The organism is Streptomyces sp. NPDC057697 (assembly GCF_042799335.1).
In the GTDB taxonomy this organism is placed as follows: Bacteria; Actinomycetota; Actinomycetes; order Streptomycetales; family Streptomycetaceae; genus Streptomyces.
The window spans coordinates 270,651-289,968 of the sequence record NZ_JBHVJA010000007.1 but is presented as its reverse complement, the minus strand read 5'-3'; the positions used below and the strand labels follow the sequence as shown (position 1 = coordinate 289,968).

General features: G+C 70.5%; 15 protein-coding genes and 1 tRNA gene. 5 read left to right on the top strand and 11 right to left on the bottom strand.

From position 1 onward, the window contains the following. Positions 1-126: 126 nt before the first annotated feature. Positions 127-1,533, bottom strand: coding sequence for a cystathionine beta-synthase (locus ACFVFH_RS20585; RefSeq protein ID WP_383770561.1), 1,407 nt, complete (start codon positions 1,531-1,533; stop codon positions 127-129). Between the two features lie 155 nt (positions 1,534-1,688). Here ACFVFH_RS20585 and ACFVFH_RS20580 point away from each other — a divergent pair, with 155 nt between their 5' ends. The 3 genes from ACFVFH_RS20580 to ACFVFH_RS20570 all read left to right on the top strand — a co-directional run bounded on the left by ACFVFH_RS20580 (position 1,689) and on the right by ACFVFH_RS20570 (position 5,355). Continuing rightward, positions 1,689-2,804 carry an SGNH/GDSL hydrolase family protein gene (locus ACFVFH_RS20580; RefSeq protein ID WP_383770760.1) on the top strand — a complete coding sequence of 372 codons (1,116 nt, stop codon included), beginning with the start codon at positions 1,689-1,691 and terminating at the stop codon, positions 2,802-2,804. Between the two features lie 212 nt (positions 2,805-3,016). After that, positions 3,017-4,237 (top strand): acetyl-CoA C-acetyltransferase, encoded by a 1,221-nt coding sequence (locus tag ACFVFH_RS20575; protein ID WP_383770558.1) that lies wholly within the window; start codon positions 3,017-3,019, stop codon positions 4,235-4,237. A 272-nt stretch (positions 4,238-4,509) separates the two neighbouring features. Further along, the gene (locus ACFVFH_RS20570; protein WP_383770555.1) at positions 4,510-5,355 is read left to right on the top strand and encodes a hypothetical protein; all 846 of its coding nucleotides are present in this window, start codon (positions 4,510-4,512) and stop codon (positions 5,353-5,355) included. A gap of 73 nt (positions 5,356-5,428) precedes the next feature. Here ACFVFH_RS20570 and ACFVFH_RS20565 read toward each other — a convergent pair whose 3' ends face one another. The 3 genes from ACFVFH_RS20565 to ACFVFH_RS20555 all read right to left on the bottom strand — a co-directional run bounded on the left by ACFVFH_RS20565 (position 5,429) and on the right by ACFVFH_RS20555 (position 7,192). Beyond that, complete coding sequence (locus ACFVFH_RS20565; RefSeq protein WP_383770553.1) at positions 5,429-5,746, bottom strand: hypothetical protein; 318 nt, start codon at positions 5,744-5,746, stop codon at positions 5,429-5,431. A 137-nt stretch (positions 5,747-5,883) separates the two neighbouring features. Next, positions 5,884-6,771 carry a Bax inhibitor-1/YccA family protein gene (locus ACFVFH_RS20560; RefSeq protein WP_383770550.1) on the bottom strand — a complete coding sequence of 296 codons (888 nt, stop codon included), beginning with the start codon at positions 6,769-6,771 and terminating at the stop codon, positions 5,884-5,886. Positions 6,772-7,106: 335 nt separating this feature from the next. Continuing rightward, positions 7,107-7,192: transfer RNA gene (locus tag ACFVFH_RS20555), tRNA-Leu, on the bottom strand. A 515-nt stretch (positions 7,193-7,707) separates the two neighbouring features. Here ACFVFH_RS20555 and ACFVFH_RS20550 point away from each other — a divergent pair. Beyond that, positions 7,708-8,478 carry an ABC transporter ATP-binding protein gene (locus ACFVFH_RS20550; protein ID WP_383770547.1) on the top strand — a complete coding sequence of 257 codons (771 nt, stop codon included), beginning with the start codon at positions 7,708-7,710 and terminating at the stop codon, positions 8,476-8,478. Positions 8,479-8,536: 58 nt separating this feature from the next. Beyond that, positions 8,537-11,068, top strand: coding sequence for an ABC transporter permease (locus ACFVFH_RS20545; protein WP_383770544.1), 2,532 nt, complete (start codon positions 8,537-8,539; stop codon positions 11,066-11,068). A 90-nt stretch (positions 11,069-11,158) separates the two neighbouring features. Here ACFVFH_RS20545 and ACFVFH_RS20540 read toward each other — a convergent pair whose 3' ends face one another. From ACFVFH_RS20540 to ACFVFH_RS20510, 7 genes are all read right to left on the bottom strand, one after another. Further along, positions 11,159-12,463: a class I SAM-dependent methyltransferase gene (locus tag ACFVFH_RS20540; RefSeq protein ID WP_383770541.1), complete on the bottom strand. Its 1,305-nt coding sequence runs from the start codon at positions 12,461-12,463 to the stop codon at positions 11,159-11,161. 278 nt (positions 12,464-12,741) lie between these two features. Beyond that, the gene (locus ACFVFH_RS20535) at positions 12,742-14,127 is read right to left on the bottom strand and encodes an NAD(P)/FAD-dependent oxidoreductase (RefSeq protein ID WP_383770538.1); all 1,386 of its coding nucleotides are present in this window, start codon (positions 14,125-14,127) and stop codon (positions 12,742-12,744) included. A 452-nt stretch (positions 14,128-14,579) separates the two neighbouring features. Further along, complete coding sequence (locus ACFVFH_RS20530) at positions 14,580-15,521, bottom strand: exopolyphosphatase (protein WP_383770535.1); 942 nt, start codon at positions 15,519-15,521, stop codon at positions 14,580-14,582. Between the two features lie 283 nt (positions 15,522-15,804). Next, positions 15,805-16,338, bottom strand: coding sequence for a DUF501 domain-containing protein (locus ACFVFH_RS20525; protein WP_383770532.1), 534 nt, complete (start codon positions 16,336-16,338; stop codon positions 15,805-15,807). Positions 16,339-16,400: 62 nt separating this feature from the next. Then, on the bottom strand, positions 16,401-16,871 hold the full coding sequence (locus ACFVFH_RS20520) for a septum formation initiator family protein (RefSeq protein ID WP_329197884.1): 471 nt from the start codon (positions 16,869-16,871) through the stop codon (positions 16,401-16,403). A gap of 108 nt (positions 16,872-16,979) precedes the next feature. After that, positions 16,980-18,260, bottom strand: a complete 1,281-nt coding sequence (gene eno / locus ACFVFH_RS20515; protein WP_383770529.1) for a phosphopyruvate hydratase — start codon at positions 18,258-18,260, stop codon at positions 16,980-16,982. 287 nt (positions 18,261-18,547) lie between these two features. Further along, positions 18,548-19,315, bottom strand: a complete 768-nt coding sequence (locus ACFVFH_RS20510; protein WP_383770526.1) for a transglycosylase family protein — start codon at positions 19,313-19,315, stop codon at positions 18,548-18,550. Positions 19,316-19,318 lie beyond the last annotated feature (3 nt).

The following is a 19,318-nucleotide window of genomic DNA, read 5'->3' as shown; positions in this document are numbered from 1 at the left end:
GTTAAGCCGGTGCTGCGCGGACGTGTCGCGCTCGTACCGTTTTCGCGAAACCGGGCCCCCGGGCTACGCCTTTTTCGCGGAACCGGGCCCCGGGCTGCGCCTTTTTCGCGAGGCCGGGCCCCCGGGCTACGCCTTGCCGGTCCCCGCGTCCTTGGCGAGGAACGCCAGCAGGTCCTGGCGGCTGACCACGCCCTTGGGCTTGCCCTCCACCAGCACGATGGCCGCGTCCGCGGCGTTCGTGCCGCCGAGCACCGCCATCAGGTCCTCGACCGGCTCGCCCGAACCGACCTGCGGCAGCGGCGGCGACATGTGCTTCTCCAGCGGGTCGGAGAGCGAGGCGCGCTGCGCGAACAGCGCGTTCAACAGCTCCCGCTCCACCACCGAACCGATGACCTCGGCGGCCATCACGTCCGGGTGCCCGGCGCCCGGCTTCACGATCGGCATCTGCGAGACGCCGTACTCGCGCAGCACGTCGATCGCCTCGCCGACGGTCTCCTCCGGGTGCATGTGGACGAGCGTCGGGATCGGTCCGGCCTTGTGGTCGAGCACATCGGCGACGCGTGCGGACGGCCCGGTGTCCTCCAGGAAGCCGTAGTCGGCCATCCACTCGTCATTGAAGATCTTGCTCAGGTAGCCGCGGCCGCTGTCGGGCAGCAGGACGACGACCACGTCGTCCGGGCCGAGCCGCTTGGCGACCTCCAGCGCGCCGACCACCGCCATCCCGCAGGACCCGCCGACCAGCAGGCCCTCCTCCTTGGCGAGGCGGCGGGTCATCTGGAAGGAGTCCTTGTCGGACACGGCGACGATCTCGTCCGTGACCGTACGGTCGTAGGCGCTCGGCCAGAAGTCCTCGCCGACACCCTCGACGAGGTAGGGGCGCCCGGAGCCGCCGGAGTAGACCGAGCCCTCCGGGTCCGCGCCGATCACCTTCACCGAGCCGCCGCTGATCTCCTTCAGATAGCGGCCGGTCCCGCTGATCGTGCCGCCGGTCCCGACGCCCGCGACGAAATGGGTGATCTTCCCGTCCGTCTGCTCCCACAGCTCGGGACCGGTGGTCTCGTAGTGGGAACGCGGGTTGTTGGGGTTGGAGTACTGGTCCGGCTTCCAGGCCCCCGGCGTCTCCTGGACCAGGCGGTCGGAGACGTTGTAGTAGGAGTCGGGATGCTCGGGGTCAACGGCCGTCGGGCAGACGACGACCTCGGCACCGTAGGCGCGCAGCACATTGATCTTGTCCGTGGACACCTTGTCCGGGCAGACGAAGATGCACTTGTACCCCTTCTGCTGGGCGACGATCGCCAGACCGACGCCGGTGTTGCCGCTGGTCGGCTCGACGATCGTGCCGCCGGGGCGGAGCTCGCCGCTCTGCTCGGCCGCCTCGATCATCCGCAGGGCGATGCGGTCCTTGACCGAACCGCCGGGGTTGAAGTACTCGACCTTGGCCAGGACCGTCGCCTGGATGCCGGCCGTCACACTGCGCAGCCTCACCAGCGGGGTATTGCCTACGAGACTGATCATCGAATCGTGGAATTGCACCGTGTACTCCGGGGTCTCCGAGATGGTGCGGCAAGGGTATGCGTACGGGCACGGGATTGGGCGAAGCGATTGAGCGACGGCTCCCGCGGGGCAGTTAGCTGTAAGTACGGCGGTACGGCGACGAGGAGGTGGACCGGACTGTGTCGAGAGCAAGGGTGGCACGGCGGATCGCAGCGGGCGCGGCCTACGGCGGAGGCAGCATCGGGCTGCTCGGCGCCGCGGCGGTGGGCGTACTGCTGGCGGAGGTCCAGCTGGCGAAACGGCAGGTGGGCGGCGGGATCGCACCGGTTCCGCCGAGCGCGGACGGGCGGTACGGGGTGGCGTTCGCCGGCCCCGCGGACCCGTTGCGGCTGGGGCTGCTGGGCGACTCCACGGCGGCCGGGCAGGGGGTGCGCCGGGCCGGTCAGACCCCGGGGGCGCTGCTCGCCTCCGGGCTCGCCGCGGTCTCCGAGCGGCCGGTGGATCTGCGCAATGTGGCACAGCCGGGCGCCCGGTCGGACGATCTGGAGCGACAGGTCTCGCTGCTGCTCGCCGACACGTCCCGACCGCCCGACGTCTGCGTGATCATGATCGGCGCGAACGATGTGACGCACCGGATGCCGGCGACCCAGTCGGTGCGCTGTCTGACCACCGCCGTGCGCAGACTGCGTACGGCGGGTGCGGAGGTCGTGGTCGGCACCTGCCCGGACCTGGGCACGATCGAGCCGGTCTACCAGCCGTTGCGCTGGCTGGCCCGGCGGGTGAGCCGGCAGCTGGCCGCGGCCCAGACGATCGGCTCGGTGGAGCAGGGCGGGCGCACGGTGTCGCTGGGCGATCTGCTCGGGCCGGAGTTCGAGGCCAATCCGCGGGAGCTGTTCGGCCCGGACAACTACCACCCGTCGGCGGAGGGGTACGCCACGGCGGCGATGGCGGTGCTGCCCACGCTCTGCGCGGTGCTGGGCCTGTGGCCGGAGTCCGACCGTCTGGACGGGGCCCGGCGCGAGGACATGCTGCCGGTGGCCAAGGCGGCCTCCCAGGCGGCCAGGGAGGCCGGTACGGAGGTCACTGGGGCGCGGGCCCCCTGGGCGCTCCTCAAGCACCGCAGGCGGCGGCGTCTGCCCGCGGCCACGGAGCCCCATCCCCACCCGCACCCGGAGCCGCACGACGAGGCCGGGGCAGCGGGGCAGGAGACCGGGACGAAGACCGCCGAGGCGGGCCCGGCGGCGAAGACGGGAGAGACCGGGGAGACCGGGGAGTCGCACGGGAAGCCCCGCAATCTCCCGGCCAACTGAGCGGCCGGGCGGCCGTCCGGCCAAGAGCGCATCGGCCGGGCGGCCGCCCGGAGGAGAGGGCCGGGCGGCCCCCGGAGAGAGACCTGAGCAACCGCTTAGAAAAGAGGTCGGCGTCACATGCGCTCCCCGGTGACCCAGCGCCTACGTACAGGTAACTTCCAAGTCAGCAGCACCTGCCCGAACCCGCCTTCCAGCCCTCATGGAGCCGCGTGATGCCCGAAGCCGTGATCGTCTCTGCAGCCCGTTCCCCGATCGGCCGGGCCTTCAAGGGCTCGCTGAAGGAGCTGCGCGCGGACGACCTGACCGCCACGATCATCCGGACCGCCCTGGCGAAGGTTCCCGAGCTGGATCCGAAGGACATCGACGACCTGATGCTCGGCTGCGGCCTCCCCGGCGGCGAGCAGGGCAACAACCTGGGCCGCATCATCGCCGTGCAGCTGGGCATGGACCACCTCCCGGGCTGTACGGTCACCCGCTACTGCTCGTCCTCCCTCCAGACCAGCCGGATGGCGCTGCACGCCATCAAGGCGGGCGAGGGCGACGTCTTCATCTCGGCCGGTGTCGAGATGGTGTCCCGCTTCGCGAAGGGCAACTCCGACAACTGGCCGGACACGCACAACCCGCTGTTCGCCGACGCCGAGGCCCGCACCGCGGCCCGCGCCGAGCAGGAGGGCGCCGACTGGCACGACCCGCGCGAGGACGGCCTGGTCCCGGACGCGTACATCGCGATGGGCCAGACCGCGGAGAACCTGGCCCGGCTCAAGGGCATCACCCGCCAGGACATGGACGAGTTCGGCGTGCGCTCGCAGAACCTCGCCGAGCAGGCCCTGAAGAACGGCTTCTGGGAGCGCGAGATCACCCCGGTCACCACCCCGGACGGCACCGTCGTCTCGAAGGACGACGGACCGCGCGCGGGCGTCACCCTGGAGGGCGTGCAGGGCCTGAAGCCGGTGTTCCGCCCCGACGGCCTGGTCACCGCGGGCAACTGCTGCCCGCTCAACGACGGCGCCGCCGCCCTCGTGATCATGTCCGACACCAAGGCCCGCGAGCTGGGGCTGACGCCGCTGGCGCGGATCGTCTCCACCGGCGTCAGCGGCCTCTCCCCCGAGATCATGGGGTACGGACCGGTGGAGGCCAGCAAGCAGGCGCTGAAGCGGGCCGGGCTGACCGTCGACGACATCGACCTGGCCGAGATCAACGAGGCGTTCGCCGCCCAGGTGATCCCCTCCTACCGCGACCTCGGCCTGCCGCTGGAGAAGGTCAACGTCAACGGCGGCGCGATCGCCGTCGGACACCCCTTCGGCATGACGGGCGCCCGGATCACCGGCACGCTGATCAACAGCCTCCAGTTCCACGACAAGCAGTTCGGCCTGGAGACCATGTGCGTGGGCGGTGGCCAGGGCATGGCGATGGTCATCGAGCGGCTGAGCTGAGGCCGGGCCGGACCCGGCACAGTCGTCGGCGGACCCGCGCCGCACGAGTGGCCGGTTCCGAGCCCCGACCGTGACCGAATCTCCCCCAGGATGTGACCTATGTCCTGGGGGAGAGTCATTCCCGCAGGTCACACGGGCATCGGGGGTAAACCCCGGGCCCAAAGACCTGTCCATTTCGTGACGTAATGCACTGACACAGGGCGCAGGCAGGGCACAAGCTGATGTAGGAAGTCGGGGGATCGATTGAAACCGGGAGTATGTCAGTGAGCGCCATGTCTCTTGCCCTGTTGCTGACCACCGCCGCCGCCACGGCCGTGGGCGCCGCTGCCCTGCACGCCGCTCACGGGCTGCGCAAGCAGGTCACGGCCCTTCGTACGGAGCTGGCCGACGCCCGTACGCACGGTGCCGTCGTGCCCCCGCAGAGCCGCAGCACCATCACCCCGGTCGCCGAGATACGCGCGGCCGTCGCCGAGGCGCTGGCCGAGGAGCGCGAGCGCGAGCTCGCCGAGGCCCGCGCCTTCTGGGCCACCCAGGAAGCGCGGGACGCCGCCGACGCCCCGTCCCTGCTGGGCGGGCTGACCGGGGCGGCCGAGGACATCCCGTTCTTCATGCCCCGCCAGGCCGACTTCGCGGGCCTCGAAGCGATGGACCTCGACGCCGCGGAGGCCCTGGACGAGCTGGTGGAGCTGACGGAGACCGCGGAGCTGACCGAGCCGGCCGGCCCCGCGGAGTACGCCGAGGACTCCCCCGAGCTGGCCGCCGCCCGCCGCAGGCACCCCTCGCACCCCGACTTCGTACCGGTGCAGACCCCCGTCGTCACCGACCACGAGCGGACCGTGAACCGCCTCGAAGAGCTCGCCGACAGCCGTACGGAGCTCGCCGATGTGCGCCCCGGCCCGCTCGGCACACTCGATGTCTACGTCTTCGCCGACGGCACCACGCTCTGCATGACCCCCGGCCACCGCGAGACGGCCGAGCGCCTGGCGGGTTCGCTGCTCGCCGGTGAGCATCCCGTACTGCTGGGCGGCTCCGGTGTGTCCGGTGCCTACGCCCTGACGTTCTCCTGCGGCAAGGAGAACGTGTACATCCTCGCCGACCGCGTCATCGCCTCGTTCTGACCGCACGGCGTCCGGGACGCAGCGGCCCTCGCCGGCCGCCCGCCCGAGGGCTCCCGGACCGCCGCCCCCGCCGCTACGCGAACGCGCGCGCGGCCGCCTCCTCCACGTATCGCACGGCCTCGTCCAGCTCAGCCGACGGGGCCGTTTCCAGTGCCACCGCCAGATCGCGGCCCGCGACGGCGACCTGGTCGCCGACCGAGAAGATCCCCCCGTCCGGCATGGTGCGCGGCTCCCGGTCCGGTGCCTCGATCCGCTGGGCGCGCAGCGCCAGTTCCCGGGCCGCGGCCAGTCCTTCGGCGGCGGCACCGCGCTGGAGGCGGCTCTGCGGGGCGGCGCGCAGCCGGTCGGCGAATCGGTCCACGGCGATGATCAGCGGGGTCGTATCGAGCACCCCGCGACCCTACGCGACGCCGGACGGCAGACGGCAGACGGCAGACGGCAGACGGCAGTCCGACGATGGGCCGGGCCGGGAGACGGGAACGGCCCGCAGGCAGTGCCTGCGGGCCGTTTCCGTCGTGCGGGGCGGGATCAGTCGTCGCCGCTCAGGATGGAGAGCAGACGCAGCATCTCCAGGTAGATCCACACCAGGGTCATGGTGAGGCCGAAGGCCGCCAGCCAGGACTCCTCGCGGGGGGCGCCGTAGGCGATGCCGTCCTCGACCTGCTTGAAGTCCAGGGCCAGGAAGCACGCGCCCAGGATGATCCCGATGACGCCGAAGAGGATGCCGAGGCCGCCGCTGCGGAAGCCCAGGCCGTCACCGCCGCCGAAGACGGCAAACAGGAGGTTGACCACCATCAGGAGCATGAAGCCCATGGCGGCGGCCATCACGAAGCCGTAGAAGCGGCGGGTGACACGGATCCAGCGCATCTTGTACGCGAGCAGCACACCGGCGAAGACACACATGGTGCCCATCACCGCCTGCATCACGACGCCCGGACCGATGTACGTGCTGACCGCGCTGGAGATCACTCCGAGGAAGACGCCCTCGAAGGCCGCGTACGAGACGATCAGCGCCGGCACGGGCCTGCGCTTGAAGGACTGGACGAGCGACAGGACGAACGCCACCAGGGCGGCGCCGATCGCGATGCCGTACGACTTGCCGAGGTTGGCCTCGTCGACCGGCAGCAGCGCCCAGGCGAGCGCGGCACCGAGCACCACGGTGCCCAGCGTGATCGCGGTCCGGGTGACGACGTCGTCGATCGTCATCGCGCCGGTGCGCGCCGGGGCCTGCGGGGCGCCCTGCTGGACGTCCGGCTGGGCGTAGGGGTTGGTGGCGTACGGGTTCGCGGCGGCGCCCTGCGCGTACGGGTTGGCACCCGCTGCGGGGGCCCCGGCCTGCGGCGCCGTGTTGAAGCCCGCGTATCCGTTGTCGCGGCTGAAGCCCCGTCGCGAGAAGACCGGGTTGCTGCTCCTCATCTCACTCCTCCATGGCCACCCTGCGTGGCCTTCCCACAAGAGTAATGGGTAGGCAAAAGAATCAGACTAGTGCTTGGGGAGGATCTTTGCGGAAACCTGTCCGGGACGGCATCCGCGCGTCGGCCACCGGTCCGCCCCGCGCCACCTATGAAAACCGGCTCGCCCCATACCCTCCGGACGCGCGGTCAAGTAACGTTCCGACCAACCGGTACGGCGTCATCACTCCAGCGACGGGAGCGAAGGCTGGATCCACGGGACATACGCTGCGAGTGGCGCTCGGGCCCGGAAACGGCTTCGGGCGGAGCCTTCCGCCGGCTCGGCCGGCCAGTGAGTAGTGGTGCCTGGAACCGGACTCGAACCGGTACGCCCCCGAGGGGCAGCGAGGTTTAAGCTCGCCGTGTCTGCATTCCACCATCCAGGCCTGGCGCGCGGCTCCGCGTTGGCACATGACCCTATCCGGGGACTTCCCCCGAACAGCGGATCATTGGCGCGATGTTGTCTTATTTTATTGACCGCTTGAGGGGTCGTCAGCACCCGTGGAAGCGCATCGCCACATGCCTGGGCGGGGTAAGGGGCGCGGCGGCCGGCAATCCGGATTGACGTAAAGTCGCCGCACCCGGACGGCGCATCGACCGGGCGCGCGCCGACGACCGCCGCGCACGCGCCGGCGGACACGCCCCGGGACTCCCGGGAGCGGGCCGGACTCCGCCTCCTGATCCGCCGGTGCCCATGGGACGGCCCTCAGTCCCCGGACCGACTCCTCGGGGTCGGTGTCATACCGCAGGAGGACCCGAAGGACTCCCCGATGCGACTCAAGACTGCCCATGGAACGGGCACGCGGGCTGACGACCGGCGACGGGACGGCGGCGAGGATTGAAGGGTTCCGAACAGAACCCGGACGAGTCCTCGGCCGGAGCCCCGACACAGGAGATTCCCGTGACCACCCTTTCCACCGCACCCCGCGTCACCACGGTGGCCGCCCGCGCCACGGATCTGTCGAAGGTCTACGGAGAGGGCGAGACCAGGGTCACCGCTCTGAACCGGGTCACCGTGGACTTCCCCCGGGGCGAGTTCACCGCGATCATGGGCCCGTCCGGCTCCGGCAAGTCCACGCTGATGCACTGCGTGGCCGGTCTCGACAGCTTCAGCAGCGGTTCGGTACGGATCGGCGACACGGAGCTCGGCTCCCTGAAGGACAAGCAGCTCACCCAGCTCCGCCGCGACAAGATCGGCTTCATCTTCCAGGCGTTCAACCTGCTGCCGACGCTGACGGCGTACGAGAACATCACGCTCCCCATGGACATCGCGGGCCGCAAGCCCGACGCCGCGTGGGTGCGCCAGGTCATCGACATGGTGGGGCTCTCCGACCGGCTGTCCCACCGGCCGACCGAGCTCTCCGGCGGCCAGCAGCAGCGCGTCGCGGTGGCCCGCGCGCTGGCCTCGCAGCCGGAGATCATCTTCGGTGACGAGCCGACCGGCAACCTCGACTCCCGCTCCGGCGCCGAGGTCCTCGGCTTCCTGCGCAACTCGGTGCGCGAGCTGGGCCAGACTGTGGTGATGGTGACCCACGACCCGGCGGCCGCCTCCTACGCGGACCGGGTGATCTTCCTCGCCGACGGGGCGATCGTGGACCAGATGCTCAACCCCACCGCGGACGGGGTCCTCGACCGGATGAAGGCGTTCGACGCCAAGGGCCGCACCAGCTGATCCCCGCCCTCCCCCGCGCCCTCACCCGGTACCCCTCCCCATCCCAGGACTGACAGACATGTTCCGTACCGCCCTGCGCAATGTGCTCGCGCACAAGGCCAGGCTGCTGATGACCGTCCTCGCCGTGATGCTCGGCGTGGCCTTCGTCTCCGGCACCCTGGTCTTCACCGACACCCTCGGCAACGCCCTGCGCAACCAGTCGGCGAAGAGCTACGACGACGTCGCCGTCGCCGTCACCACCTACGCCGACCAGCGCGACGACAACAAGACGTCCGGCATCACCGACGCCACCCTGAAGAAGATCCAGGGCCTGGACGGCGTCGCCGACGCCACCGGCCGGGTCTCCGGCTTCGCCGGGGTCGCCGACCCCGACGGCAAGCTGATCGGCAACGGCTGGTCGAACACCGGCGGGAACTTCTCCCCCGGCAAGGGCGGCAAGGACTCCGCCTACACCTTCGTCGACGGGACCGGCCCGGTCTCGGCCGACCGGATCGCGCTCGACAAGGAGACCGCGAAGCGGGGCGAGTACCACGTCGGTGACAAGGTCCGGGTCGCCACCAACGGTCCGGTGAAGGAGTACACCCTCTCCGGTGTCTTCACCACCGAGGACGGGGCGGTCAACGCGGGCGGCAGCCTGGTCCTCTTCGACACCGAGGTCGCCCAGAAGCTCTACCTCAAGCCCGGTGTGTTCAGGGACGCCAATGTGTCCGCCGCACCCGGTGTCTCCGCCGAGAAGCTGCTGGCCGAGGTGAAGCCGCTGCTGCCCAAGGACGCCGAGGCCCAGACCGGCAAGGAGCTCGCGGACGACCAGGCCAAGCAGATCGAGACCGGTCTGAGCGGTCTCAACGGCATGCTGCTCGCCTTCGCCGGCATCGCCCTGTTCGTCGGTGTCTTCCTGATCGCCAACACCTTCACCATGCTGGTGGCCCAGCGCACCAAGGAACTGGCACTGATGCGCGCCGTCGGCGCCTCCCGCCGCCAGGTCAAGCGCTCGGTGCTGCTCGAAGCGGCCGTCGTCGGCCTGATCGCCTCGGTCGTCGGCTTCGCCCTCGGACTCGGCCTCGCGGTCGGACTGCGTTCCGCGATGGGCATGTTCGGCGGGAAGATCCCGGCCGGGCCGCTGATCGTCTCGCCCACCGCGGTCGTCGCCGCGTTCGCCGTCGGTGTCCTGATCACCGTGCTGGCCGCCTGGCTGCCCGCCCGCCGGGCCGCCAAGATCCCGCCGGTCGCGGCGATGAGCAGCGTGCACGCCACGGCGACCGTCAAGTCCCTGGTGGTCCGCAACTCGATCGGCGCGGTGCTCACCCTGCTCGGCGGGGCGGCGATCGTGGCCGGCGCGTCCAAGTCCGGATCGACCGGCCGGACCGTCATCGCGGCGGGTGCCTTCCTCGCGCTGATCGGTGTCATCGTGCTGATCCCGCTGCTCTCGCGGCCGGTGATCGCGCTGGTCCGCCCGCTGCTGAAGCGGCTGTTCGGGGTCTCCGGCAAGCTGGCCGCGCAGAACGCGGTCCGCAACCCGCGCCGTACCGGCGCCACCGCCTCCGCGCTGGCGATCGGCCTCACGCTGGTCACCGGCATCTCGGTCCTCGGTGTCACCCTCGGCCAGGCGGTCGACCGGATGACCACGGACAACATCAGGGCCGACTACATGGTGACGATGGCGAGCGGCGGTTCGCTCGACGAGTCGGCGCTCACCGCCCTGCAGAAGGCCGACGGCGTCTCGGCGGTCTCGGCCCAGCAGGCCGCCTCGCTCCAGGTCAAGGGCGACTACCACTCCGCGTCCGGCGTCGCCCCCGGCGACGTGCAGAAGCTCTTCACGCTGCCGACCGTCTCCGGCTCGCTCGACGCGCTGGAGCGGGGCGAGATCGCCGTCGCCGAGAAGACGGCGAAGTCGAACGGCTGGAAGACCGGCGACATCCTGCCGGTGACCTTCGACGACGAGAAGAAGGGCCAGGTGAAGATCGGGGCGGTCTTCAAGGGCAACGAGATGCTCTCCCCGGTCCTGATGCCGAAGGACCTCGCCGACGCGCACGGCAGCCTGACGAACATCCGGGAGATCTGGCTGAAGATGGACGGCGGCGCCTCCGACGCCAACGAGCAGGCCGTGGTGAAGGCGCTGGGCGACAACCCGGCGATGAGCATCATGGACCGTCAGGCCATCCGTGACATGTTCGGCGGCACGGTCAACCTCGCGATGAACATCATGTACGGGCTGCTGGCCATGGCGCTGATCATCGCGGTGCTCGGGGTCATCAACACCCTGGCGATGTCGGTCTTCGAGCGTCAGCAGGAGATCGGCATGCTGCGGGCGATCGGCCTGGACCGGCGCAGGGTGAAGCGCATGATCCGGCTGGAGGCCGTGGTCATCTCGCTCTTCGGTGCGGTGGTCGGTGTCGTGCTCGGCGTGTTCCTCGGCTGGGCGATCGGGCACACCCTGTCCTCGGACATCCCGGGGTACGTGCTGGTCCTCCCGTGGGACCGGATCGCGGTCTTCCTGGTGCTGGCGGGGATCGTGGGGGTGCTGGCCTCGCTCTGGCCGGCCCGCAGCGCCGCGAAGCTGAACATGCTGACGGCGATCAAGACCGAATAGCGGGACGGGGCGGAATCCGCCCCACCACGGCCCGGGGGCCGGTACACGCAGCACGACGCCGCGCGTACCGGCCCCCGGGCCGTTCGGGTGTCAGCCGGTCGCGGACGCCGTCCAGACGCGGGTCCGCAGCGGGGTGCGGGAGGCCCCGCCCTCCGCCGGGCGCACCACGAGGATCTGGTTGACGCCGATCTTGTTGTGCTCGAAGGAGAGCGCGGAGGCGGCCATGTAGAGGCGCCAGACCCTGGCCCGGCCGGGCGAGGTCATCCGGACCGCGCGGTCCCAGTGCTTCTCCAGGTTGGCGACCCAGCGGCGCAGGGTCAGTGCGTAGTGCTCGCGCAGCGACTCGACGTCGCGGGCCTCGAAACCGGCCTCTTCGAGGGTGGCCAGGGTCCGGCCCACCGGGGCCAGTTCGCCGTCCGGGAAGACATAGGCGTCGATGAAGTCGTCCACGTGGTAGGCGGACTCGTCCTGTTCGGGGCGGCGGGCGATCTGGTGGTTGAGCAGCCGGCCGCCCGGCTTGAGGAGGGCGTAGAGGTCGTCGGCGTACTCCCGGAAGCGGACCGCGCCGACGTGTTCCGCCATCCCGATCGACGAGATGGCGTCGTACGGGCCGTCCCTGACGTCCCGGTAGTCCTGGACCCGGATCTCGATCCGGTCGGTCAGGCCCTCCTGTGCGATGCGCTTCCTGGCGAAGGCGGCCTGTTCGACGGAGAGGGTGACACCGGTGACCCGGGCGCCGTACTCGCGGGCGGCGTGGATGGCCATGGAGCCCCAGCCGCAGCCGACGTCGAGGAGGCGGTCGCCCTCCTTCAGCGCGAGCTTGCGGCAGACCAGGTCGAGCTTGTCGCGCTGGGCGTCCTCAAGGTTCCCGCCGTCCTCCCAGTAGGCGCAGGAGTAGACCATGGACGGGCCGAGGACCAGTTCGTAGAAGTCGTTGCCCACGTCGTAGTGGTGGCTGATGGCCGCCTTGTCGCGCCCCTTGGTGTGGCGGGTGCCGCTGCGGCGGCGCATCTCCTCGGGCGGGGGCGGCGGCGGGGGCCAGGGCCCGGCCAGGCGCAGCAGGCCCTTGGCGAAGGCCCGCACCCGGGGGTCGCGGACGGGATGGACGCCGTCCTTCGTGTCGTCCCCGCGCTCCCAGATCAGTGCCGCCATCAGGTCCAGGGCCTCGTAGAGATCGCCCTCGATGTCGAGCTCGCCCGCCACCCAGGCGCGGGCCAGGCCCAGTTCGCCCGGCTTCCAGAGCAGCCGGCGCAGGGCGCGGCGGTTCCGGATCACCAGGACGGGGGCACCGGGCGGTCCGGATTCGCTGCCGTCCCAGGCCCGGATACGGACCGGCAGCCTTTCTCCCAGCAACTCCTCGGCGAGAGCGGTCAGCCGCAACGCGGCGTCTGCCATGGCGCACACCTCCGTGATGGTGTTCCCAATCTGCCCAAACATGGTCGAACATGCCTGTAACCACGCCGGGCACCCGTGCGCCACGACGAGGTACGTCACCGTCAACACTCCGTGAGGCGCGCCCCATCCCGCTACAGCGCAATGGAAGGGCAAAATGGTTGTACACCGCATACATATGGGGGCCGGGTACGCCGAAGGGGCCGCCCGCACCACGGATGGCGGGCGGCCCCTTCGGGCGTCGTGCGTGTACTGCGCGGGCGAGTGGGCCCGCGCGCGGGCTAGGAGGCCTTGGCCTTCTCGCCCTCGGCCTTGACGGCGGCCGGGGCCGGGGCGGGCTTGGCCGCCTCGTAGAACTCCTCGCGCGGCGTCTCCATGGCGCCGAGCGAGACGACCTCGCGCTTCAGGAACATCGCGAGGGTCCAGTCGGCGAAGATCCGGATCTTGCGGTTCCAGGTCGGCATCGCCAGACCGTGGTAGCCACGGTGCATGTACCAGGCGAGACGTCCCTTGAGCTTGATCTTCATCTTGCCCATGACGATCATCGCGACGCCCTTGTGCAGCCCCAGACCGGCGACGGCACCCTTGTTGGCGTGGCTGTACTCCTTCTGCGGGAAGCCCCGCATGCCGGAGATGACGTTGTCGCCGAGGACCTTGGCCTGCCGCAGCGCGTGCTGGGCGTTGGGCGGGCACCAGGCGTTCGGGTTGCCGGCCTTGCGGCCGACCATGTCCGGGACCTGGGCGTTGTCGCCCGCGGCCCAGATGTAGTCGGTGCCCTGCACCTGGAGCTTCTCGGAGGTGTCCACGTGACCGCGCGGACCGAGCGGCAGGCCGAAGCGGGCCAGCGCCGGGTTCGGCTTCACGCCGGCCGTCCACACGATGGTGTTGGAGTCGACCTCCAGGCCGTTCTTCAGGACGACGTGGCCGTCGACGCAGGAGTCCATGGAGGTCGAGAGGAAGACCTCGACACCCCGCGACTCCAGGTGCTCCCGGCCCCAGGTGCCCAGCTTCGGGCCGACCTCGGGAAGGATCTTGTCGGCGGCGTCGACGAGGATGAAGCGCATGTCCTCGCGCTTCACGTTCGTGTAGTACTTCGCCGCGTCGCGGGCCATGTCCTCGACCTCGCCGATGGTCTCCGCGCCGGCGAAGCCGCCACCCACGAAGACGAACGTCAGCGCCCTGCGGCGGACGTCCTCGTCCGTCGTCGAGTCGGCCTTGTCCAACTGTTCGAGGACGTGGTTGCGCAGGCCGATGGCCTCCTCGATGCCCTTCATGCCGATGCCCTGCTCGGCGAGGCCGGGGATCGGGAAGGTGCGGGAGACCGCGCCCATCGCGATGACCAGGTAGTCGAAGGGCAGCTCGTAGGCCTCGCCGACGAGCGGCGCGACCGTGGCGACCTTGCGGTCCTGATCGATGGTCGTGACGCGGCCGGTGAGGACCTCGGCCTTGGGCAGGACGCGTCGCAGCGGGACGACGACATGCCGAGGCGAGATGCTGCCGGCAGCAGCTTCGGGGAGGAAGGGCTGGTAGGTCATGTACGACCGGGGGTCGACGACCGTGACGGTCGCCTCGCCGTAGCGCATCTTCTTGAGGATGCGCCGAGCTGCGTACAGGCCTACGTACCCACCGCCTACTACGAGGATCCTGGGACGCTCCGTGGTGCTCATGCCATCGAGTATCCACCCCCCTCCCGGGGTGGGCTCGTGAGCCCCTTCACAAGGTATGAGCGCCCTTCTGCTACACTTCGCCGCCCACGTGACCCAGGTCATGGCACCGGAGGGGAACCACGGCGTGACGACACACGTTGTTCACCGCTTGTGAGCTGGACCTTGGCCCTGCGGACGGGCCGAACCACCGCTCCGGTTCATCTGCCGGCAACGTGTCCGGAACACTCCCGCACCATGGCTCGGCACCCCCGCGAGGGGCTGCGGATGCCCATACGGACGAGAACTGCCCCCCGTGGGACCGAATTCCTTGTGAAGAAGTTCACGAACTTCGTCGTGGGGTGTCTCCGAAACCACCGCCCGAGCGGCCCACAGGGGCTCAAAGGTGCAGGCCAAGGTACGCGTGAGCACCCTCGGACGACACCGTGCACGGCGCCTCCCGAGGGGCCTGCTTCCTAGGCGATCGACCAGCCGATGCCGTCGAGGATGTCGTGTTCGCTGACGACGACCTCACGGGCCCCCGTCCGCTTCATCACGGCGAGCAGGATCAGCGCCCCGGCCGCGATCACATCGACCCGCCCCGGGTGCATCGCGCCGATCGCGGCCCGCTCGGCGTGCGTCGAGCCGAGGAGCCGTCCGGTGATCTCCTGGACCTGGTCGAAGGAGATCCGGGAGTGGTGGATCGCCTCGGAGTCGTACGCGTCGAGCCCCAGGGCGATCGCGGCGAGGGTGGTGACCGTCCCGGCGAGGCCGACGAGGGTGCCCGCCCCGGTGAGCGGGACGCTCTCCCCGGCGAGGTCGAGGGCGGCCTCGATGTCGGCCCGGATCGCGTCGATCCGGGCGGGGTCGGGCGGGTCGCTGACGACGCCGTCGCGCACCAGGTGCCGCTCGGTCATCCGTACGCAGCCGATGTCCACGGAGCGCGCGGCCCGTACCCGGTCGTCGCCGACGACGAACTCGGTGGAGCCGCCGCCGATGTCCACGACGAGATACGGCTTCGCCAGGTGATCGCGGCCCATGAGTTCCTTGGTGGCTCCGGTGAAGGAGAACTCCGCCTCCTGGTCGCCGCTGATCACCTCGGGCTCCACGCCCAGGATCTCCCGCACGCCGCGCACGAACTCGTCCTGGTTCTCCGCGTCGCGGGAGGCGGAGGTGGCGACGAAGCGGAGGCGCCGCGCGCCGTGCTCCTCGATCACCGCCGCGTACTGGCGGCAGGCGGCGAAGGTGCGCTCCAGCGCCTCGGGGGCGAGCCGGCCGGTGCGGTCGACGCCCTGGCCGAGACGGACGATCTCCATCCGCCGGTCGAGCTCGACGAGCTCACCGGTGGACGGGTCCACGTCGGCGACGAGCAGACGGATGGAGTTGGTACCGCAGTCGATGGCGGCCACGCGGCTCATGCAGATACTCCCGAATCAGGCCCCTCCGACGACCGGGGAGCAAACCAAACCTCTCCGGTGGCCGAGGAGCAGTCCAAGCCCCCCGGCGACCGAGGAGCGGGGATCCGGGGGCAGAGCCCCGAATCAAGCCCCTCCGGCGACTGAGGAGCGGGGTCCGGGGGCAGAGCCCCGAATCAAGCCCCTCCGGCGACTGAGGAGCGGGGATCCGGGGGCAGAGCCCCGAATCAAGCCCCTCCGGCGATTGAGGAGCGGGGTCCGGGGCAGAGCCCCGGGAGGCGAACGGTCAGCCCTCGTCCGGCGCGCCGCACGGCGAGACGCACGGCCCCTTGCGCCACCACTCCGGCAGCATCGCGATCGCCTCGTCGCCCAGCGGGTTGACGCCCGGTCCCGCGGCCAGCGAGTGGCCGACCAGGACGTGCAGGCACTTCACCCGGTCCGGCATGCCGCCCGCGCTCGGGAAGCCCTCCAGCACCTCGATGGCGTCGCGCCGGGCGAGGTAGTCCTCATGGGCGGCCCGGTACGCGGCGGCCAGCTCGGGGTCCGTGGCGAGGCGCTCGGTCATCTCCTTCATGACCCCGTTCGCCTCCAGCGTGCCGATCGCGGACGCGGCACGCGGGCACGTCAGGTAGTACGTCGTCGGGAACGGCGTGCCGTCCTCCAGCCGGGGCTGCGTCTCGACCACGTCCGGGTTGCCGCACGGGCAGCGGTGCGCGATCGCGCGCAGACCGCGCGGCGGGCGGCCCAGCTGCTGCTGGAACGCGGCGATGTCCGCCTCGGTGGGCGCGGTGGACTCGGTCTGGGGAGGGGGCGTTTCCATGCCTGCCTAGGTTCTGGTCGGGCTGCTCGAACAAGCGGTTCTGCAGAGGGGTGAAGAGGGGGTCAGTCGCGGTCGGCGCTGTCCACGCCGTCCCAGAGGTTGGAGTGCCACGGCCGGCCGGACCCGTCCGTCCTGCCCTCGCGCTCCTTGACCGCGTCGGGGTCGATCACCGTGTAACCGGTCTCCCCGGGAAGAAGGTAATGCAGATGCGTACGGGCCAGCTGCCGGATGTAGGCATCGTCCTGGAGGCGCGCCTTCTCGTCGCGCAGCTCCTCGGTGCGGGCCCTGGCCTCCTGCGCCAGCCGCTCCTGGTCGGCGATCTCGTCCTGCTGCGAGACGTACTGCCGCATCGGGTACGCGAGCGCGACCACCAGGGAGCAGACGACGAGGGCCAGGAAGGCCGCCCGGCCGGTGAGCCGTGAGCGGCGGGCCTGGCGGCGGTTCTGGGAACGGTAGACACGGGCGGCGGTCTGCTCACCGAGCAACCGCAGCCGGGTCGCGGTGGAGAACCGGTCCCGGTCCTTCGCGGCCATCTCTCCGCCTCCCCACTACGCACGTCCGTCCCCGCACACGGTACGGGACCGAGTGCGGGGACGGACGGATGCCATGGCCTTCGGCCCCGGACGGGCCGAAAGGGATGATCAGCCCTTGAATCGCGGGAACGCCGAGCGGCCCGCGTAGACCGCGGCGTCGTCGAGGATCTCCTCGATGCGCAGCAGCTGGTTGTACTTGGCGACACGGTCCGAGCGGGCCGGGGCGCCGGTCTTGATCTGGCCGCAGTTCACGGCGACCGCGAGGTCGGCGATGGTGACGTCCTCGGTCTCGCCGGAGCGGTGGGACATCATGCACTTGAAGCCGTTGCGCTGGGCCAGCTCGACGGCGTCCAGGGTCTCGGTCAGCGAACCGATCTGGTTGACCTTGACGAGCAGGGCGTTGGCGGAGCCCTCCTCGATGCCGCGGGCCAGGCGCTCCGGGTTGGTGACGAAGAGGTCGTCGCCGACGATCTGCACCTTGGCGCCGAGCTTGTCGGTGATGACCTTCCAGCCGGCCCAGTCGTCCTCGTACAGCGGGTCCTCGATGGAGACCAGCGGGTACGCGGAGACCAGCTCCTCGTAGTACTCGGTCATCTCGGCGGCCGAACGGGACTTGCCCTCGAACTCGTACTTGCCGTCCTTGTAGAACTCGGACGCGGCGACGTCGAGCGCGAGCGCGATGTCCTTGCCCGGGGTGTAACCGGCTTCCTTGATGGCTTCGAGGATGAGGTCGAGGGCGGCGCGGTTCGACTCCAGGTTCGGCGCGAAGCCGCCCTCGTCGCCGAGACCGGTCGACAGGCCCTTGGTCTTCAGGACCTTCTTCAGCGTGTGGTAGACCTCGGCACCCCAGCGCAGGGCCTCGGAGAAGGACTCCGCGCCGATCGGCGCGATCATGAACTCCTGGATGTCCACGTTGGAGTCGGCGTGCGAGCCGCCGTTGAGGATGTTCATCATCGGAACGGGCAGCAGGTGCGCGTTCGGGCCGCCGAGGTAGCGGAAGAGCGGCAGGTCCGAGGCCTCGGAGGCGGCGTGGGCGACGGCCAGCGAGACGCCGAGGATGGCGTTGGCGCCGAGCGAGCCCTTGTTCTCGGTGGCGTCCAGGTCGAACATCGCCTGGTCGATGAGCCGCTGCTCGGTGGCGTCGTAGCCGACGAGCTCCGGGCCGATCTGCTCGATCACGGCCAGGACGGCCTTCTCGACGCCCTTGCCCTGGTAGCGGTTGGGGTCACCGTCGCGAAGCTCGATGGCCTCGAACGCACCGGTGGAGGCGCCGGACGGAACAGCAGCACGGCCCGTGCTGCCGTCGTCGAGGCCGACCTCGACCTCGACCGTGGGGTTTCCGCGGGAGTCGAGGATTTCCCGGGCTACGACGACGTCGATGGACGGCACGAGGCATCTCCTTCTGGGATATGACGCTGTTTGTGCAGGGTCGCTTTGGCCTTGCGACAAGAGCCTAACCGGCCCGGCCCGCTGAGCCCGACGACCGCCCGACCCCTGGGACGAAAAAGGGCCCGAGCGCAGACATAGCCAGACAAACGGCCAGAAATTTACCGGTCAGTAACTACAACAAGTGAACACTCGGGCGCTCCCCCGAGCGAAGACGCCGGAACCCCGGCCCGGCGCGCATGGGGGGAACGCGCGCCGGGCCGGGGTGCTCGGGGAGGAGGGAGCCGCGACTACTTCGTCAGGTGCAGCTGCTGACCCGGGTAGATCAGGTCGGCGTTCTTGACGATGTCCTTGTTCAGCTCGAACAGCTGCTGCCAGCCGCCCTCGACCTTGTGGTCGGCGGCGATCTTGCTCAGGGAGTCGCCGGAGACGACCTTGTACTCGCCGTCGCCCTTCTTGACCTTCTCGCCGGTCGGGGTGGTGACGGTCTTCTTCGACTCGGCGCGCGGGGCGTCGGAGCGGTCCGAGCGGGAGGCGGCGGGGGCCTCGGTGCGCTCGGCCGGCTTCGGCTGGGCCTGCTTCTTCGGGGCGGCCGGGGCGCTCTGCTGCTCGGAGGCGCCGGAGCTCGCGGAGGAGTTCGAGGAGGAAGAGGAGGAGCCGGTGTCGACGCCCGGGTCGACGCCGTCGTTGGTCAGGTTGCCGGCGCCGGCGCAGCCCCAGGCACCGGGGCCCTGCATGTCGAGGAGGCGCTCGGCGGTGGCGATCTGCTGGGCCTTGGTGGCCAGGTCGGCGCGGGGGGCGTACTGCGTACCGCCGGCGGCGGCCCAGCTGGACTGCGAGAACTGCAGACCGCCGTAGTAGCCGTTGCCGGTGTTGATGGACCAGTTGCCACCGGACTCGCACTGGGCGACGGCGTCCCAGGTGGCGACGGAGGCGGCGGAGGCGTTGGTCGCGCCCATCAGGGGCACGGCGACCGCGGCACCGGCGACACCGGCGAGCGTGGCGATGCGGACGGCCTTGGACGGGCGGCGGTGCTTGCCCTTGCTGGAAAGCAGCATGGA

Bases quoted from the DNA above. Each gene is read 5' to 3' on its own strand.
- ACFVFH_RS20570 (WP_383770555.1), top strand. From the start codon at position 4,510: ATGTCTCTTGCCCTGTTGCTGACCACCGCCGCCGCCACGGCCGTGGGC.
- ACFVFH_RS20520 (WP_329197884.1), bottom strand. From the start codon at position 16,871: ATGGCCGCGAAGGACCGGGACCGGTTCTCCACCGCGACCCGGCTGCGG.
- ACFVFH_RS20560 (WP_383770550.1), bottom strand. From the start codon at position 6,771: ATGAGGAGCAGCAACCCGGTCTTCTCGCGACGGGGCTTCAGCCGCGAC.
- ACFVFH_RS20575 (WP_383770558.1), top strand. From the start codon at position 3,017: ATGCCCGAAGCCGTGATCGTCTCTGCAGCCCGTTCCCCGATCGGCCGG.
- ACFVFH_RS20535 (WP_383770538.1), bottom strand. From the start codon at position 14,127: ATGAGCACCACGGAGCGTCCCAGGATCCTCGTAGTAGGCGGTGGGTAC.
- ACFVFH_RS20510 (WP_383770526.1), bottom strand. From the start codon at position 19,315: ATGCTGCTTTCCAGCAAGGGCAAGCACCGCCGCCCGTCCAAGGCCGTC.
- ACFVFH_RS20545 (WP_383770544.1), top strand. From the start codon at position 8,537: ATGTTCCGTACCGCCCTGCGCAATGTGCTCGCGCACAAGGCCAGGCTG.
- ACFVFH_RS20530 (WP_383770535.1), bottom strand. From the start codon at position 15,521: ATGAGCCGCGTGGCCGCCATCGACTGCGGTACCAACTCCATCCGTCTG.
- ACFVFH_RS20540 (WP_383770541.1), bottom strand. From the start codon at position 12,463: ATGGCAGACGCCGCGTTGCGGCTGACCGCTCTCGCCGAGGAGTTGCTG.
- ACFVFH_RS20525 (WP_383770532.1), bottom strand. From the start codon at position 16,338: ATGGAAACGCCCCCTCCCCAGACCGAGTCCACCGCGCCCACCGAGGCG.